General features: G+C 63.2%; 11 protein-coding genes. 7 read left to right on the forward strand and 4 right to left on the reverse strand.

Going from position 1 to position 16229, the window contains the following annotated elements; genetic code table 11:
- Positions 1 to 18 precede the first annotated feature (18 nt).
- Complete coding sequence (locus CAQUA_RS01905; RefSeq protein ID WP_196824748.1) at positions 19 to 1365, reverse strand: hypothetical protein; 1347 nt, start codon at positions 1363 to 1365, stop codon at positions 19 to 21.
- Positions 1366 to 1481: 116 nt separating this feature from the next.
- Between CAQUA_RS01905 and CAQUA_RS01910 the strand changes: the two genes are divergently transcribed.
- The 6 genes from CAQUA_RS01910 to CAQUA_RS01935 all read left to right on the forward strand — a co-directional run bounded on the left by CAQUA_RS01910 (position 1482) and on the right by CAQUA_RS01935 (position 8836).
- Positions 1482 to 2858 carry a hypothetical protein gene (locus tag CAQUA_RS01910; RefSeq protein WP_196824747.1) on the forward strand — a complete coding sequence of 459 codons (1377 nt, stop codon included), beginning with the start codon at positions 1482 to 1484 and terminating at the stop codon, positions 2856 to 2858.
- A gap of 124 nt (positions 2859 to 2982) precedes the next feature.
- Positions 2983 to 4689, forward strand: coding sequence for a hypothetical protein (locus CAQUA_RS01915; RefSeq protein WP_196824746.1), 1707 nt, complete (start codon positions 2983 to 2985; stop codon positions 4687 to 4689).
- Entirely contained in the window at positions 4689 to 5279 is a 591-nt protein-coding gene (locus CAQUA_RS01920; protein WP_196824745.1) for a hypothetical protein, read from the forward strand. Before CAQUA_RS01915 ends, CAQUA_RS01920 begins: the two co-directional genes overlap by 1 nt.
- 11 nt (positions 5280 to 5290) lie before the next feature.
- Positions 5291 to 6904 (forward strand): lysine--tRNA ligase, encoded by a 1614-nt coding sequence (gene lysS, locus CAQUA_RS01925; RefSeq protein WP_196824744.1) that lies wholly within the window; start codon positions 5291 to 5293, stop codon positions 6902 to 6904.
- Positions 6905 to 6918: 14 nt separating this feature from the next.
- The gene (locus tag CAQUA_RS01930) at positions 6919 to 7722 is read left to right on the forward strand and encodes a hypothetical protein (protein ID WP_196824743.1); all 804 of its coding nucleotides are present in this window, start codon (positions 6919 to 6921) and stop codon (positions 7720 to 7722) included.
- Between the two features lie 271 nt (positions 7723 to 7993).
- Complete coding sequence (locus CAQUA_RS01935) at positions 7994 to 8836, forward strand: TM2 domain-containing protein (RefSeq protein WP_196824742.1); 843 nt, start codon at positions 7994 to 7996, stop codon at positions 8834 to 8836.
- Positions 8837 to 8949: 113 nt separating this feature from the next.
- Here CAQUA_RS01935 and CAQUA_RS01940 read toward each other — a convergent pair whose 3' ends face one another.
- Positions 8950 to 10386, reverse strand: coding sequence for an HNH endonuclease signature motif containing protein (locus tag CAQUA_RS01940; RefSeq protein ID WP_196824741.1), 1437 nt, complete (start codon positions 10384 to 10386; stop codon positions 8950 to 8952).
- A 297-nt stretch (positions 10387 to 10683) separates the two neighbouring features.
- Between CAQUA_RS01940 and CAQUA_RS01945 the strand changes: the two genes are divergently transcribed.
- Positions 10684 to 13428 carry an ATP-dependent Clp protease ATP-binding subunit gene (locus CAQUA_RS01945; protein WP_196824740.1) on the forward strand — a complete coding sequence of 915 codons (2745 nt, stop codon included), beginning with the start codon at positions 10684 to 10686 and terminating at the stop codon, positions 13426 to 13428.
- A 63-nt stretch (positions 13429 to 13491) separates the two neighbouring features.
- Here the strand turns inward: CAQUA_RS01945 and CAQUA_RS01950 are convergent, their stop codons facing one another.
- Entirely contained in the window at positions 13492 to 14634 is a 1143-nt protein-coding gene (locus CAQUA_RS01950) for an alpha/beta fold hydrolase (RefSeq protein ID WP_196824739.1), read from the reverse strand.
- Positions 14635 to 14848: 214 nt separating this feature from the next.
- Positions 14849 to 16207 (reverse strand): lipase family protein, encoded by a 1359-nt coding sequence (locus CAQUA_RS01955; RefSeq protein WP_196824738.1) that lies wholly within the window; start codon positions 16205 to 16207, stop codon positions 14849 to 14851.
- Positions 16208 to 16229: the final 22 nt, after the last annotated feature.

Genomic DNA, 16229 nt, shown 5'->3' on the forward strand with positions numbered 1-16229 from the left:
TGGCGGCCGCCCCGCGCCCTACGGCGTATCGAGCCCCTCGCTAACCTCCCCTTCGAGACTGACATCGCTGGGGTCGAACTCGCGGAGCCAAAAATGAGTGACCTCGCCTGCGCTGTCGGTCGCGCCGATTAGGAGCTCGACGGGGAGGTAGCTGGTGAAGCCAGCGCCGCAGTACTGCTCCGTCTGGGGTACGCCGGGTTCTAATGGCTCGAGCAAATTCTTCTGGGTCAGCGGATGGACCTGGCCGTTGGGGAAGATGGTGACAAAGTTGGGCACGTCTACGGTGTCCTGCTCTGAGTCTGGGTCTGGGGCCTCGCCGAGGGTGAAGGTGACGTCGACGCAGTAACCCCGGTCGCCGTCGTCCCCGGTGTGCTCAACCGCGTCGACGGACGCGGTGGTGCCCTTCCATGTCGGGTCGTCCACATCGATGGGCTCGCCGATGTTCTTCGCCTCGCCGCGTGCGCGCTGGTAGGGGCTGGTTTCTAAAGCAATCGTGTCCTGTTTGCGGACCTGGACGTACGTGGCGTCGCCGTTGCCCGAGGCGTGCTTGTACTGCTGCGCGAGGTTGGTGAATTGCTGCGCCAGCGGGTGCAGGGCCTCGCACGGTGCGTTGGCCCACAGGGAGAGCTTCTCCAGGGCGAGGTCCTCTGAGCGCATCATGCAGTAGAGTCCGCGCTCTTCCGCATTCGGGATCGGGTCCGCTACGTAAGACACGGGGTCTTCGGTTTCGCGCCACCCGCTGAGCCCTTCGCCTTTGGCAGGCACAAGATCGTTGAGCGGCAGCGCGTCCTCCCAATCGATGCTGATGAACGCGCCGAGCATCCCCAAGGTGGTCTCACGGCTCATGATGCACAGCTCCGGCGAGTGCCCTGTGCCCACCGGGTAGCCCGTCGGGGTGTAAAAGTCTTGCCCAAGCTGGCAGGTGACAAGCTTGTCGTTTTCGAAGTAGCGTTCCACCCGCTCGTCGTCCCAGCCCAGCGGCGAGTCCGCGCTACTTTGCCCACGCCACACCGCAAGCCCCACCGCCACAAGCGCCAGCGCGGCAAGCACCGCGATCACTGGCAGGAGCACTTTTTTGCTTATCGACGGTCCCCCCTCCACCCCTTTTGCCCCCACCCGGCCCTGGGAGTTTCCGCGGGTTTGCGTACCAGCGGCGTCGGTTGATTCCGCGGCGTTGTCCTGCTGCGTGCCGTAGCCGGCGGTGGCGCCCGGTTCGAAATTGTGCTCAGTCCCGTGGCCGTGATTGGTTGGCTGCGCGGAGGGTTCCGTACGGTTGCCGCTGTAACGGCGGTTGAGCTCTTCCCAGTCGTGGTAGGCGCCACCTGATGGTGGTCCGGATGGTTGTCCTGGTGGTGGTGCGCTCACAGCACGGCCCCCTTCGTACAAAATCATGCACCCAACGTGTTTCGTACCTTAGACTAACGTACCGATAGCTGTCTTTGCACAGCTTGTTCATACTTTCGATGAAGGACCGATCAAGCATGGCACACTATGATTTGTACAACTCACTTCGACTCGACCGTTCCAAGGACACAACGGCCCTGGCCAGCGAGATAGACCAACGGATCGCCACCGGCCAAATGGACAACGAGGGTGGGCTGGAAGAGCTGCAGATCGCGCGGAAGATTCTTGGGGATCCAGGCCGCCGCCACTTGTACGACGCCAAGCTTTCTGGGCCTTCAGACCCCGAAATCACTGTCTCAGAACTACGGTCCCTGGCTAATGCGACGATCCCGCATTCCGTTCAGGCCCAAGCCCAGCCGCAGCCCGCCCAGCCGCAGCCTGCCGACACTCAGGGCACCTCCACCGCGGCGGAGTCATCCGGCTCAACGTCGGTGCGATTCCAGCAAGACGGCCCCCAGCATGCCCAAGACCACCCCGGCCAGGATCAGTACAGCCAGTACGACCAGAACCACCCCGGCCAGGACCAGTACAGCCAGTACGACCAGAACCAGTACAGCCAGGGCCAGTACAGCCAGGATCAGTATAGCCAGGACCTCCACCGCCAGCAGCAGGGCCAGTACAACCAGGATCAGTACAGCCAGGATCAGTACAGCCAGCAGCAGGGCCAGTACGGACACAGCGCCTATGGCCAGCAGGGCTACCCGCAGCAGGGTCAGTTTGGTGGGCAAGAACAGTACGGTCAGCAAGGCCAGCAGGTTCAGCAGAACCAGGGCCAGCCGGGGCAGTACGGACACATGCAGCAGGGGTTCCAGCCGGGCCAGCAGAGCCAGGGCCAGCCGGGCCAGCCGGGGCAGGAAGGTCCGTCGAAAGCTGGCCAGGCCAAGGCAAAGTTTGGGGACCTGACGTCGAAGACGAAAAATGAATTTCAGAGCTCGTCGAAGTCGGTAATTCTCGGTACGGTCATCGCGACGCTGCTTGTTGTCGGACTCATCTGGGGACTGATCAGTTTGGTTTCCAACGTGGGCAACGAAGAGCAGAAAGTGAAGTCCACCGCTAAGGAATTTCTGAAGATCAAGGACGACCAGAAAGCTGAAGAATGGCTCCGTGACAATGCTTACGACGACCGCAAGGATTCCCTTGAGAACGAATTGGGCATCGGCGACGACTTCAAGGGTGCGGCAAATTATTTCGAAGCTAATAACCCGAAGATCGGTGAAGTCTACGACCTCGAATCGGTTCTAAAGGTCGAGCGTAAGTTCACGAACAAGGAATTCAACGACGTATTCAAAGAAGAGAAGATCACCGGTTTCTACATGGCAGAGGTCACAAACAAGTCCGGTGAGGATGCTGGCGGACGTATGATCTTCTTCATCGAAGACGGAAAGGCAAAGCTCATCGGAGTCGAGTCCGGTTTGAAGCAGCTCACGTCCGATGATCTGACTGATATCGATTAAAGCGGATCGCGCATCTGAGTAGGCGAGCAACTGAGCAGATCCGGATCGTGGAAACCGCCCGCGCTCATGAGGCCCATGAGCACGAGAATCAAGCAAGAAGCAAGCAAGAATTAAGTAGGAATCGATGGTTGATAGCGGTCTGAGCGCGTTTTTGCGCGACAAATACAACTTCACACGCGTCGAGGAGGTCGCGAAGACAAGCGATTCAACCGTCTACGCCGTAGGCGATGACTCTGGTTGGTCGAATACGCTGTCAGCCGAGGTAGAGGTCTTCACCACCAAACTGGATTCCGACGAAGCCCAGGAGGTCCGCAGCGGAGCGGGGTCGTTGGACGATGTGTACACTCCGGCCGTCGTTAAGCTGCGCGATTGTTCATTTACTAACGACGGACACCTCGTAATCGTCCGTGATAAAGCGACGGGGACGCTGCTGCGTGAGGTCGTTCAATCGCGGAAGGCATCCGGGAACCCGCTGGGGGCTGATGAGGTCCAGATGCTTCTGCTGCCGATCGCCGATGCCATCGACATTTACGCTGAGGCCGGCAAGTCGTCGTGGCTGATGCGGTCGGTCAACGTTGACAACATTCAGGTGTACTACGGGCAATCAGACTCGCCGACGAAACTCACCCAAGTTGGGCCGGTGCCGGGGCATCAGCGGGAGCAGGCGCAGGCGAAGCGCGCCACACTTGAGGCATTGGCCGAGGTGATTGAAGAGATCACCTGGCGCAAACCCGATACCGGTGCGGCGGCCGACGCGGGCAGTGCGGTGGATTACCTGCAAGCAGCGTTAGCGGCTGGCGCGGCTGGCTCGGCGGCGGCTGGGGGCTCGTCGATGATTGCGGCGGCGTCGCGGTCAGATGCTTCACACGTGGGGATTGAGCTCGATGAGGTCGGGGATGATGCAACTAGCAATGCCCCGGAAGAGTTTTCCTACAAACCGTTGAGCACACCACGGGAGGACGCGCCGCGGCGCTCAGCCATGCAGGACGCGCCGCGTGCGGGGGCGGCGCAGGATCAGGCCCGGGGAGACCAGGCCAGGGGAGATCAGGCGCGGGGATCGCGGGCGTCGTCGCAGTGGGCGCAAGGATCGACGGAGGGTGGGTCGTCGAGAAGTGGGGCGGGCAACAAGCCGGTCCAGCATTTCCCAGAGACAGACCCGGGATTTGAGGCGGTGGTGCCCCACCCCCGAGGTGGATACGGGCCGGGTGGGTACGGCGGGCCAGGGCCCTACGGGGCGCCGGGTGGCTACCCGGCACCGGTGCCGTACGGGGCCGCGCCGGGTTACGGCTACACGGGCCAGTACGCGCCGCCGCAGTACGCGCAGCCAGAGGCTAAGAAAAAAGACAAGAACTGGCCATGGGTGCTCGCCACTGTGCTGATCATCCTGGGGTTAGCGGGCGGTGGCGGTTACTACTGGTACGTCAACTACGGTCCCGGCAAGCCCTGGGAGGGGGCAGAAGCGGCGCTTGCCGCGAAGTTCCCCAACGTGATCTCCGAACACGAGAATCAGAGGGGCCCGTGGCAGAACACCACGTGCACGAAAGAAGAGACCCAGGACGACGAAAAAGCGAAGATCATCTGCCGCAACGAAACAATTGGCGTCTCTATCGTTGACTTCGGCACCACGGAAACGCGCGATTCGTTTCTGCCGGACGAAGAACCGGAACCCCTCAGTAACGACAACGTCTGCTTCGTGGATTCCTACGAACGCAACGCCGGTACGCCCACGTACACGCTCGCCCCGTTGGATGCGGACAAGTCCCGTTACCTGTTCACCGTCTACGGTGACAACGCGGAAAAAGCCCGCCAATACCTAAGGATCTGCGGATAATGCGCGCGCATTCCACAACGGTGGCGATCGGTGCCGTTGCAACATCGGTTCTGCTTGTCGGCTGCTCAGTCTTCAACGAGGCTCAGCCCGCCGACGACACGGTGTACCTCTCCCCGGTCAACCCCACGGATAGTGAGGAGACCACCGTGAGCCAAACCCGCGCGCCCGACGTTCCTGTGGACCCGAACAACTACCTGGTCAAAGGTATGAGCATGGTCACCTTCCGCGTCTCCAGCTTCACAGGAACGTGCGCGATCAGCGCCATCGGGGTCTCCTGCACAGGCACCACACCCACGGATGCGCCGCAGGTCACCGCCGTGCCCCACCCGCCGAAGAAAGCCGACGCAGTATTCGTCGGCGACGAAGGGTTGCACTACACCGTGTTTACGGGCATGCCCAGCGCGAACAAGCAGCTTATCGACGGCCAGTCCATCAGCGTCGCCGACCACTCCTGCCACTACAAGGACTCCGACACTTTCCAGTGCCGCTCAGGAGAGGACTCGTTCACGATCAGTGGTCCACGCGGCGTGATTAAACCGTCCCGCAAGCCAGATACCCCACCGATGTTCACCGCGGCTGATGCCTATTAGGATAAGGTGGCGTGACTTCAAACCAGCCGACGCAACAGCAAGATCTCTCCGAGCAGCAGCAAATTCGCCGTGCAAAGCGCGAAAAGCTCCTGGCCGAGGGCCACGAGCCGTACCCGGTAGAAGTAGACCGCACGACCAGCCTGAAGGCGCTGCGTGCCAAGTACGTCGTGGTCAAAGATGAAGACACAGGCCAGGAGGCTGGCCAGGACACGGGCCAGGATGCTGGGGCTGAAGGCGTGGAGGGGGCCGTCGTCAAGCTTGGCGTTGGTGAAGAAACCAATGATGAGGTCGCTGTAGCTGGCCGCATCATGTTCCAGCGCAACACGGGCAAGCTGTGCTTTGCAACGCTGCAGGAAGGCGATGGGACGCAGTTGCAGGTCATGCTGTCGCTCGCTGAGGTGGGCGAGGGCGCGCTGGCGGCGTGGAAGTCGGACACTGACTTGGGTGACATCGTGTCCGTGCGTGGGCGAGTGATCGCGTCCAAGCGCGGGGAGCTGTCGGTGATGGCGCGCTCTTGGCACATGGCGTCGAAGGCGCTGCGGCCACTGCCCGTGGCGTTCGCGGAGATGAACGAAGAACAACGCGTTCGCTACCGCTACACCGACCTGATCATGCGCGAAGATGCGCGCAAGAACGCATTGACCCGCATCAAGGTCATTGCGGCGCTGCGCAAGTACCTCACGGGGCGCGACTTCGTTGAGGTGGAGACGCCGATGCTTCAGACCCTGCACGGTGGTGCGGCGGCACGGCCGTTTGAAACGCACTCGAACGCGCTGGACATCGACCTGTACCTGCGTATTGCGCCGGAGCTCTTTCTCAAGCGTTGCGTCGTGGGCGGAATCGAGCGAGTGTTTGAGATTAACCGGAACTTCCGCAATGAGGGCGTCGATAAGTCCCACAGCCCTGAGTTCACCATGCTGGAGACGTACCAGGCGTGGGGCACCTACCGCGACGGCGCCGAGCTGATCAAGGGTGCGGTGCAGTTCTGCGCGCAGGAGGTTTTCGGATCAACGCTCGTCACGCTTGCCGACGGCACGGAGTACGACCTCGGCGGCGAGTGGAAGGTACTGGACATGTACCCGTCGCTCAATGAGGCGCTGGCACGGAAGTTCCCTGGCCAGCCGGAAGTGACGATCGAGTCTTCCGTCGAGGAGCTGAAGTCGATTGCTGCGGCGATCGGGTTGGCCGTGCCGGAAAAGGGCGGCTGGGGCCACGGCAAGCTGGTTGAAGAGATCTGGGAAGAGCTGTGCTCCGACCAGCTTTATGAGCCGACGTTTGTGACGAACTTCCCGGTGGAGACATCCCCGCTGACCCGCGACCACCGCGAGCGCGCTGGCGTGACCGAGAAGTGGGATCTGTACGTGCGCGGTTTCGAGCTGGCGACGGGGTACTCGGAGCTGGTGGACCCCGTTATCCAGCGCGAGCGTTTCGAGGACCAAGCGCGCCTGGCCGCTGGCGGCGACGACGAGGCCATGGTGCTTGACGAGGAGTTCCTCGCCGCCATGGAGCAGGGCATGCCGCCGACTTCCGGCACGGGCATGGGGATCGACCGCCTGCTGATGGCACTCACCGGCCTGGGGATCCGCGAGACCGTGTTGTTCCCGATGGTCCGCCCCGAGGCGTAAGCGGGCTGCAGAGCATGGGTTTCGGCGGCGGAGCATGGGGCTCGGCAGTGGGGCGGAGTGACGGGGAGCGCACCGTGATGCACGCCGGCGCGCGGCCGACCGGCGCGCGGCCGACCGGCGCGATAGAGCGCGGCCGAGCGGGGCAGCGGTGGTCGCGGCGCATCCAGCTAGCCGCAGTCGTGAGCGCGGCAGGGCTTCTGGCGGGATGCAACGGGGGATCGGAAGACATCGCGGAGCCGGTGCTCACGTCGGTTGCGCCCTCCGGGGAGGCAACGACCGGGAAGGCAACCTCCGCGCAGTCCGAGACCGCGGAGGCTGAGACCCCCGAGACCTCCGAGGAGAGCAACACTGACTCCGGTAGTTCGTCGGGGAAGAAGGAGAAGGTTTTCGACTTCGGAAACGGCACCACCTGGACCGCGCCCACTGACGAGGACGGTTACTACAACGTTGCAGGCCTGGGCGAAGCAATGGTCGAAGCGTCGTATCCTCCGTGCGATGGCCGCTATATTTTGATCGTCAATTCCATCCAGGATGACGGCAGCCCTAACGTGCAGGAAAAGCTCGGTCAGGCCCTACTAGTCGGCGAGCCCTCCGGGAAGGAGTTCACGGTGCCGGGGCGGTGTGCGTCGTTACGTAAGCAAATTAATGGCCGCGACATTTATCCGGTCTACGTGGACTTCGGGCATGATGTCGACGCTGCCTGCCGCGCGAAGGCGCAATACTCCGGCAACGTCCGGCCGCTGAAGAACGGCAATTTCGCAGACAATGCCAACGTCGAGGTGGATACCGCGCGCCTCGCACTCGATCCCTGCAAGTAGGGCAGCCCGGCACGGCCCAGCTCAGCCCGGCGCTGCTCGGCTCGACTCGGCCCGGCGCTGCTCGGCTCGACTCGGCCCGGCACCGTTCGGCCCTGTGCACTTAGCGCGCCGACAGACACTGCGGTGCGGGTTCGGCGTGCGCTTTGGGGGCGTCGACAAGCTTGATTGCCAAAAGTATTTGACGGAATGCGGTATAAATCGAAGTCGGTAAACCGAAGAGGCATCCATAACAAGGTTGCCGAAGATAGCTAACGAAAAAGAGGTGGTCCCCGTGAGCTCCCCATGGACCGGAAATTCCGACTCCGCAAACCAGAACGACACTCCCACTGAGGATTCGGCAGGGGCCACTGGCTCTGCTGGTGCTAGCTACCCCGCATACGGTGGCGGCGACGCTGCCGATGGCAACGGTGGCTCCAGCTACGGCAGCTCCAGCTACGGCAGCTCCAACTACGGTGGCGACGGATCTAGTTCCGGCACCGGCGGCTACACCGGGGGTTACACCGGCGGATACACCGGCAGCGGATACTTGCAAGGCTACGGTCAGAGCGGCTACCAAACCCCGAGCGCGGACTACAGCCCATCGAGCTACATGGGTCAAAGCTACGGCCAGCAGGATGCGTCGCAGGGTTCGGCCACTGAATCCGGTTCGACCGACGCGAGCTCGACCCAGGCGGGCGCCACGGGCGCAGCGCAGGATGCTGGCACGCAACCAGCGTATGGCCAGACTCCTTACGGCCAATACGCCTCGGGGCAGCCGACGTACGGTCAGCCGGCCGGTGGCCAGCTCCAGCCGTATGGCCAAAACACTCAGCCACAGATTCATGGCGCCTACCAGCAGCCAATGCCGGTGGGCGTCGCGCCGAAGTCGAAAGTGGTCGCTGCACTGTTGTTCTTCTTCCTGGGAAGTTTCGGGATTGGAAACTTTTACATGGGGCAGACCAACACGGGCATCGCGAAGCTGGTTCTTTGCTTCATTGCCTTCGTGCTTACCTTCGTCTTCATCGGTATTTTCCTGTACATGGCAATCGGCATCTGGGCCTTCGTTGAGATGATTTTCGTGCTCACCGGAAGCAACGGTTACGACCGTGATGCGAACGGAGTACCGCTGGTCTAACCAGCAACATGAATGCGGGCATGCGAACGCGCCCGACATCAACCTTGTGAAAACAAGGAGTGGTGGCGGGAGCATTTGCAGTCGCGAAGAAACCTCGAGGGCCCGGGCGGACTCTAAGGTCCGGCCCAGGGGTCACCGCGTGGGCATGGTCGCTGATCCGGGCCCTGCCCGGGTGGCCGCTCCGGTGGGCCGGGCGGTGGTCTGTCGGGCGGCGGGCCGTCAGGTGGTGGTCCCGGGGGCGGTGGGCCGGCCGGTGGTCTGTCGGGCGGCGGGCCGGGTGGCGGGTCGTCAGGCGGGGGGCTCGGCGGGTGCGGGACGTCGCAACCAGCGCGCCAACAATCGCTCACGAAGGTCCGTTCGGCCGTGGCGGGATCCTGGTCGAAGAGCTGTCGCATCGCCCCGTAGTGGTAATTATCGTGATTGTGCACTCGAGCACCGCTCGGGAACCGCCACACGTGGCCTGCCCCCTCGGGGACCACGCGGCCGATTTTTATCAGGTGAGGGGCTTGTTTGTGGGGGTCGTCGTCGTTAAGCCTGTTGTGATGGCGGCACAGCGGCACGAGGTTGGCCGCGTTGGTTTGTCCGCCGTGTTTCCATGCGGTGACGTGGTGCATCTCGCAGTTGTCGGCGGGGTGGCGGCATCCGGGGAAGGCGCAGACGGGGTACGCGGCGCTGACTAGGTCGCGCTGTTTGGCGTTCGCGGATCTGCTTGCGCGGTACAGGTTCACCGGCCCTTTCTTCGGGTGGAATAGCGCGAACTCCAATGCAGGTACGTGCGTAGAGAGATGGTGCGCGAGGAATTCGGCGCCGGTGATTGTCGTGCCGTCGCTAAGCTTGAGCACGATTTCGTCGCCGCGGCCGTCGAGGATCTCGCAGAGTTGCGGGAGTCCCACCATGATCAGCGGTCGCGGTTGTGCGTACGGCACGCCCACGGTAGGGAGGAGCTCGCCGTCGGCTATGGCAAGGTTGCCGCGGATTAGATCCTCGAAAGAATGAAGCATGTGCGTAGCGATCGGCGTGTTGGCGTCAAGTTCGCGCCGCAAGAAATGCTCGAGGTCCGCGAGGAGGCGTTCTTTCGCGTGCACGATCATCGTGCCCACGCCACCACGCGGGCGCGAAAACGACAGGCCCTCCCGCGGCGGCGTGGTGTCGCGCGGAATGATCTCGCGGGCCTTCGCGGCTAGAGCTTCGCATGAGCCCCGCACCCCAAGAAGCGTCAGCCGCAGCTCCCAGCGGGTGGCGGCATCGTCGACTTTCTTCAGGCGCTGCTCAATCATCATCAGTTTGTCCAGCGAGACGTCGTACGCTTTTGCTTTACGACGAGCCTTCTCCTGCCTTTCCCGAAACCTCCTGGGAGTCCGCCCGAAGTAGACAGAGTGGAGGGCCTCGAGGGCGCGTGCGTGCTCCGGTTTGATTGGTGCTTTCTTGGCGGCGTCACGGTCGAAGGTGGCCACGATGTCCATAGCGTGCGTAGTGATCGCGGCGAGGTAGCCGGCGAAATCGACCGCGGCCGGGCTGGCGGCGGTGGCAGTGTTCGTGCGTGGACCCATGATCCCCCCTTCGTGTGTTCTGAGTGCTGTTTGTACACGCACCGTAGAACAAAAATTCACACCCCGCGCAGAGGACCGATTCAGCCTGTGGAATTCGATGAGTTATCCACAGGGCGAGGGTGGGGAGGGGGTCGTCGATAAGCGTTCGCTACTGGCGAACAGCCGTGTGACATGCGCTAACGCTGAAGAAGGGGAGTTTTGGTCTGTGAGTGGGGATTGTCTGACGCGCGCCGGCGTTATGGTGGACAGAACTAATTTCACTTAGCTTGATTGCTTTAGCCTAAAAGGGGTTGCCACATGTTTGAGCGGTTTACGGATAGGGCGCGACGCGTCATCGTGCTCGCCCAGCAGGAAGCGCGCGATCTGAACCACAACTACATCGGGACGGAGCACATTCTGCTTGGCCTGATCCAAGAGGGGGAGGGCGTTGCGGCGAAGGCGCTGGAGTCGATGGGGATCAACCTCGACGACGTTCGCCGTGAGGTCGAGGAGATTATTGGCCGCGGCACCCAGCCGCACACGGGCCACGTGCCGTTCACGCCGCGCGCGAAGAAGGTGCTGGAGCTGTCCCTGCGCGAGGGCCTGCAGATGGGGCACAAGTACATTGGTACCGAGTTCCTGCTGCTCGGTCTGATCCGCGAGGGCGACGGCGTGGCGGCGCAGGTGCTGACCAAACTCGGCGCGGACCTGCCGCGCGTGCGCCAGCAAGTGATTCAGCTGCTCAGCGGCTACGAGGGCGGCGAGGGGCAGAACCCGGAGACCGCAGAAAATCAGCCGGGCCCGTCGATGGGTGTCGGCCCCGGCCCGACCATCGGTGGACCGCGCAGCAGCGGCGAGCGCTCCAACTCTTTGGTGCTTGACCAGTTCGGCCGCAACCTGACCGCGGCGGCGAAGGAAGGCAAGCTGGACCCTGTCGTTGGGCGCGACAAGGAAATTGAGCGCATCATGCAGGTGCTTTCCCGCCGCACGAAGAACAACCCGGTGCTCATCGGTGAGCCGGGTGTGGGTAAGACGGCGGTTGTTGAGGGACTGGCGCTGGACATCGCGAATGGCCGCGTCCCGGAAACCCTGCGCGACAAGCAGGTGTACTCCCTGGACCTGGGCTCGCTGGTGGCGGGTTCGCGTTACCGTGGTGACTTCGAAGAGCGCCTGAAGAAGGTGCTGAAAGAAATCAACCAGCGCGGTGACATCATCTTGTTCATCGATGAGATTCACACGCTGGTTGGCGCGGGCGCTGCGGAGGGCGCGATTGATGCGGCGAGCCTGCTGAAGCCGAAACTTGCGCGCGGTGAGCTGCAGACCATTGGTGCGACCACGCTGGATGAGTACCGCAAGCACATTGAGAAGGATGCTGCGCTTGAGCGCCGCTTCCAGCCGGTACAGGTCGACGAGCCGAGTGTCGACGACACGATTCAGATCCTGAAAGGACTGCGCGACCGCTACGAGGCACACCACCGCGTGTCCTACACCGACGACGCGTTGGCGGCTGCGGCGAACCTGTCGGACCGCTACATCAACGACCGCTTCCTGCCGGACAAGGCCGTCGATCTTCTCGACGAGGCGGGTGCCCGCATGCGCATCAAGCGCATGACCGCGCCAGCTGGGGTGCGTGAGGTTGATGATCGCATCGCGGAGGTCCGCAAGGAAAAAGAAGACGCAATTGACGCCCAGGACTTTGAGAAGGCGGCAGGCCTGCGCGACAAGGAGCGCAAGCTCACCGAGGAGCGCGCGGAAAAGGAAAAGAAGTGGCGCTCGGGCGAGCTCGAGGACATCGCCGAGGTGGGCGAGGAGCAGATCGCGGACGTTCTGGCTAACTGGACCGGTATCCCCGTGTTCAAGCTCACCGAGAGCGAATCCTCGCGTCTGCTCCACATGGAGGACGAGCTGCACAAGCGCATCATCGGCCAGGAAGAGGCGGTCAAGGCTGTTTCGCGTTCGATCCGCCGTACCCGTGCGGGCCTGAAAGACCCGAAGCGTCCGAGCGGTTCGTTCATCTTCGCTGGCCCGTCCGGTGTGGGTAAGACGGAGCTGTCCAAGGCACTGGCTGAGTTCCTGTTCGGCGACGAGGACTCCCTGGTCCAGGTGGACATGGGTGAGTTTCACGACCGCTTCACGGCGTCGCGCCTGTTCGGTGCCCCTCCGGGATACGTCGGCTACGAAGAGGGCGGCCAGCTTACGGAGAAGGTGCGCCGCAAGCCGTTTAGCGTCGTGCTTTTCGACGAGATTGAGAAGGCGCACAAGGAGATCTACAACACGCTTCTCCAGGTGCTCGAAGAGGGCCACGTTACCGACGGCCAGGGCCGCACCGTGGACTTCAAGAACACCGTTTTGATCTTCACCTCGAACCTGGGTACCTCGGACATCTCCAAGGCAGTAGGCCTGGGCTTCAGCGGCAACACCGCGACCGATTCCGAGGCGCAGTACGAGCGCATGAAGGACAAGGTCCACGACGAGCTGAAGAAGCACTTCCGCCCGGAGTTCCTCAACCGCATCGATGAGATCGTGGTGTTCAAGCAGCTCACGCAGGAAGAGATCGTCCAGATGGTCGAGCTCATGATCGCCCGCGTGGACAAGAACCTCGCGGCTCAGGACATGGGCATCGAGCTGACCGACAAGGCCAAGAACCTGTTGGCCCTGCGCGGCTTTGATCCGGTGCTGGGTGCACGTCCGCTGCGCCGCACTATCCAGCGCGAGATCGAGGACACCTTGAGTGAGAAGATCCTCTTCGGTGAAATCGGCGCCGGTGAAATCATCACGGTCGATGTCGAGGGCTGGGACGGCGACGTGGAGAACTCCCGCGACATCCGCGGCAACATCGCCCCGGATTCGAAGTTCACCTTCACGCCGCGCCCGAAGCCGCTGCCGGAAGGCACGTTCGACGAGATCGACCCAGAAGACGTCCGCGACATCGACCCGGAGAACTTCCAAGAGCCGGCACACGTGCCCGCGGCGGGTTCAGACGACAGCGATGGCGACGACGACGGCGACGATGCAGGCACCCTGCTCGAGCGCCCGCGTGACGACGGCCCGGAGCCTGCCTAGCCGCGGCTAGGGCGGGTAGACGTCCCCGGCGGCTAGGCAGAGCCGATACGGCCGGCCCCGCGGCTAGGCCGGGCAGACTTGCGCCGGTGGCTTTCCCGCGAAGCGGTCGTCGACCCACGCGGCGATCGCCTCGGTCTCCGCGATGAGCGGCACGGCGTGGCTGATCCCCCGCCGTGTGAGCTCCTCCGACACGGGCACCGAGCGGAATTCTACGGTGGAGCCCAACGCGCAGTAGTCCCGCGCCATTTGCTTCGTCTGCTCAAACGGCACGATGGTGTCCTGCGGGCTGGCCAGCACCAACATCGGCGCGCTTAGCGGTACGGTTCCAAGCTTGTTGCGCACCAGCGCCTCGCGGACGCGGGGATCGTTGCGTGCGATGTCTGTCATTGCGCGGCCGGTGCGGGTCATGGAAGCGAAGTCGCCGGATGACAGTGAGCCTTCAATGACGCAGGCGCTCGCGACGGCCTCGAGGTGGCGCCAGGCTTCCAAGGTGGCGTGCTCACCGATGGCAGCGGCGAACTCCGGGTAGGAATACGCGTAGCTAGCAATCACAAAGGCTGCGACACCGGCTAGGGAGTCGTTTCCTTGCTCCAGCACCGCCAGCGGGTCCGCGGGCGCCGCTCCGGAGAAGGTGCCTACGACATTGAGTTCGGGCGCGTAGGCCGCGTGCAGTTCCGCGGCTGCCGCAGAGGCTCCTCCGCCTTGTGAGTAGCCGTAGAACACCACTTTCTCACCCGGCGCTACCACTGCGCGCGCAGCGTCGATGACGGCGTGGCCTTGGTCGATCCGGTTGAGGTATGTGTGTGCGCCGGGGGTGCCTAGGCCGATGTAGTCGGTCACCACGACGCGGTAGCCGCGCCGCCAGAGGCTTTCGGCGAAAGGTGCTTCGTAGTTAATGTTCACCGATGAGCCGTTGATGCCGCCCAACATTGACGAGCCCGCGCTCGGTGCGCATTGATCGCCCATCCCGCGGGTGCCAGGCGCGATCACCACGGTGCCCTTGGGGTGAGCGTGGTCGTAGATCGCGCCGGTTACGGGGACGATCTGTCCGCGCTCGTTCGTCGTCGAGTAGCGAATGCGTTCGCCGTGTGAACCCCCGACTTTTTCACGCACGATGAGCTCACCGGGTCGCTGCGGCACGGCGGCGTGCGCACCTGCGTGGTTCGAGGAGCCCTCGCTTATCGACGACAGACTTGACGCCGCCATCCCCATTCCCAGGGTTGGTATCAGCAGCGAGGACAGTCCTTTAGACGACCCCGCTTCAGCCGCGCCTCGGGAGGAACTACTGGCTGCTTCGGCGTGCGGTGCGATGACACTGCTAAGACTCGCGGCTGTAATCGCCGCTGCCGCGATGCAGGCCAGGGAAGTACGGGCGCCGAAGCGGCGATTGTTTGTGTCAGAAAACCTCCTGATCATGTCTTTAGAACGTACCGCAGTTTGATCGCGATGGGACGCCATTGAAGCGGTCTTTGAGCCAGAGCAACGACGGCACCGCTTGCGTGAACATGCCGGTGGCGTGGTCGGGACCATATCGTGGCGCTAGCGGCGGGAGTCCATCGTTGGTGAGTGCAACGTTGGCGCCGAGCGAGCAGTGATCGCGCGCTAGTTGGACAACCTGGGCGGAAGGGACAAGGTCATCGCTGCCACCGGTGCTCACCATGATTGGCGCCGATGGTTTGCGGCGGCCAAGTTTTTGGGAATCCAGGAGTTTGACAACCTCCTTATTGGACAGGAGAGCTTCGCTGAGCGTCTGGCCGGTGGTGGTGAAGGCGCGCGTGTCGCGAAGACCCCAGCGCACAATGTCGTCGGGGATGCAGGTGTTTGAGGTTTTCTGAAGGAATTCGCGGCCGCTCGGGGAGAGGTTTCGCTCGACGGATGCGCGGTACTGAGGGTAGCGGTCGACAACTCCGGCGACGGCGTATCCGAGCACGGCCAGGATCGCAGAGTTGTCCACGCCCTTCATGGTTTTCACAAGGTCAGCCGGGGGAGCACCCGCATACGTTCCCTTCACGTTGAGCTCTGGGGCGTAGGTCTTGTGCATCTCAGCTGCCGCAGCGGCGGCGCCGCCGCCTTGGGAGTATCCCCAAAACGCTACGGGGTTGCCCCGTGGGGTTACGGCGCGTGCGGCGTCGAGCATCGCGTGGCCTTCTTCGGTGTGGAGCACGTACGTGTGCGGCCCCGGGGTGCCCAGACCGATGTAATCAGTGACCACGACGCGCATACCCATCGAAGATGCGGCGACGTAGTTGGGCATCTCGTAGTTGATCCCTAGCGCCCGAGCTTTCGGATCGTACTGTCCGAGCAGGAGCGGGCCCCGTGACGGCGCGCATGCGTCCCCTGCGCCGCGGGTGCCAGGGCCGAACACGACGGTCGGTGTCGGACCAGCGCCGTTCCACTTCACCGCGGGCTCGATGACGAAGCCGGACACCGGCACGATCTTTCCGTCAACGGTGGTGGATGTGTAGAGAATCCGGCGCGCAGAGCCTGGCAGCTGTTGCTTCCCGGTGATGTTGAGCAGGTTCGGGGCGTTCTGCTGTCGCAGAAGCGTGCCGGGCTTGGTCAGCTTGGCGGGTGCAACGGGGGCATCGTAGAAGGCGTCGTAGCCGTGCTTGGCATTGGAACCGGGCGCAGGCTGGGGGAAGTGGGCGGGAGCGCCTGCGCTGGCTGGAGCGCCGGCGGGAGAGGGAGCACCCGCGCCGGCGGGAGCCGCCGCGCCAAGAGCCAGGCTGATCACGGCGACAGCAGCAGCGACACCGCGGGAGAACCGGAGGGATTTCATGTGTAAAAACCTAGACCACCGT

The sequence above is a fragment of the Corynebacterium aquatimens genome (assembly GCF_030408395.1).
Lineage (GTDB): Bacteria > Actinomycetota > Actinomycetes > Mycobacteriales > Mycobacteriaceae > Corynebacterium > Corynebacterium aquatimens.

Excerpts from the sequence above, each read along its gene's own strand:
- CAQUA_RS01910 (WP_196824747.1), top strand. The coding sequence starts at position 1,482 with ATGGCACACTATGATTTGTACAACTCACTTCGACTCGACCGTTCCAAG.
- CAQUA_RS01915 (WP_196824746.1), top strand. The coding sequence starts at position 2,983 with ATGGTTGATAGCGGTCTGAGCGCGTTTTTGCGCGACAAATACAACTTC.
- CAQUA_RS01920 (WP_196824745.1), top strand. The coding sequence starts at position 4,689 with ATGCGCGCGCATTCCACAACGGTGGCGATCGGTGCCGTTGCAACATCG.
- CAQUA_RS01930 (WP_196824743.1), top strand. The coding sequence starts at position 6,919 with ATGGGTTTCGGCGGCGGAGCATGGGGCTCGGCAGTGGGGCGGAGTGAC.
- CAQUA_RS01940 (WP_196824741.1), bottom strand. The coding sequence starts at position 10,386 with ATGGGTCCACGCACGAACACTGCCACCGCCGCCAGCCCGGCCGCGGTC.
- CAQUA_RS01945 (WP_196824740.1), top strand. The coding sequence starts at position 10,684 with ATGTTTGAGCGGTTTACGGATAGGGCGCGACGCGTCATCGTGCTCGCC.
- CAQUA_RS01950 (WP_196824739.1), bottom strand. The coding sequence starts at position 14,634 with ATGGCGGCGTCAAGTCTGTCGTCGATAAGCGAGGGCTCCTCGAACCAC.
- CAQUA_RS01955 (WP_196824738.1), bottom strand. The coding sequence starts at position 16,207 with ATGAAATCCCTCCGGTTCTCCCGCGGTGTCGCTGCTGCTGTCGCCGTG.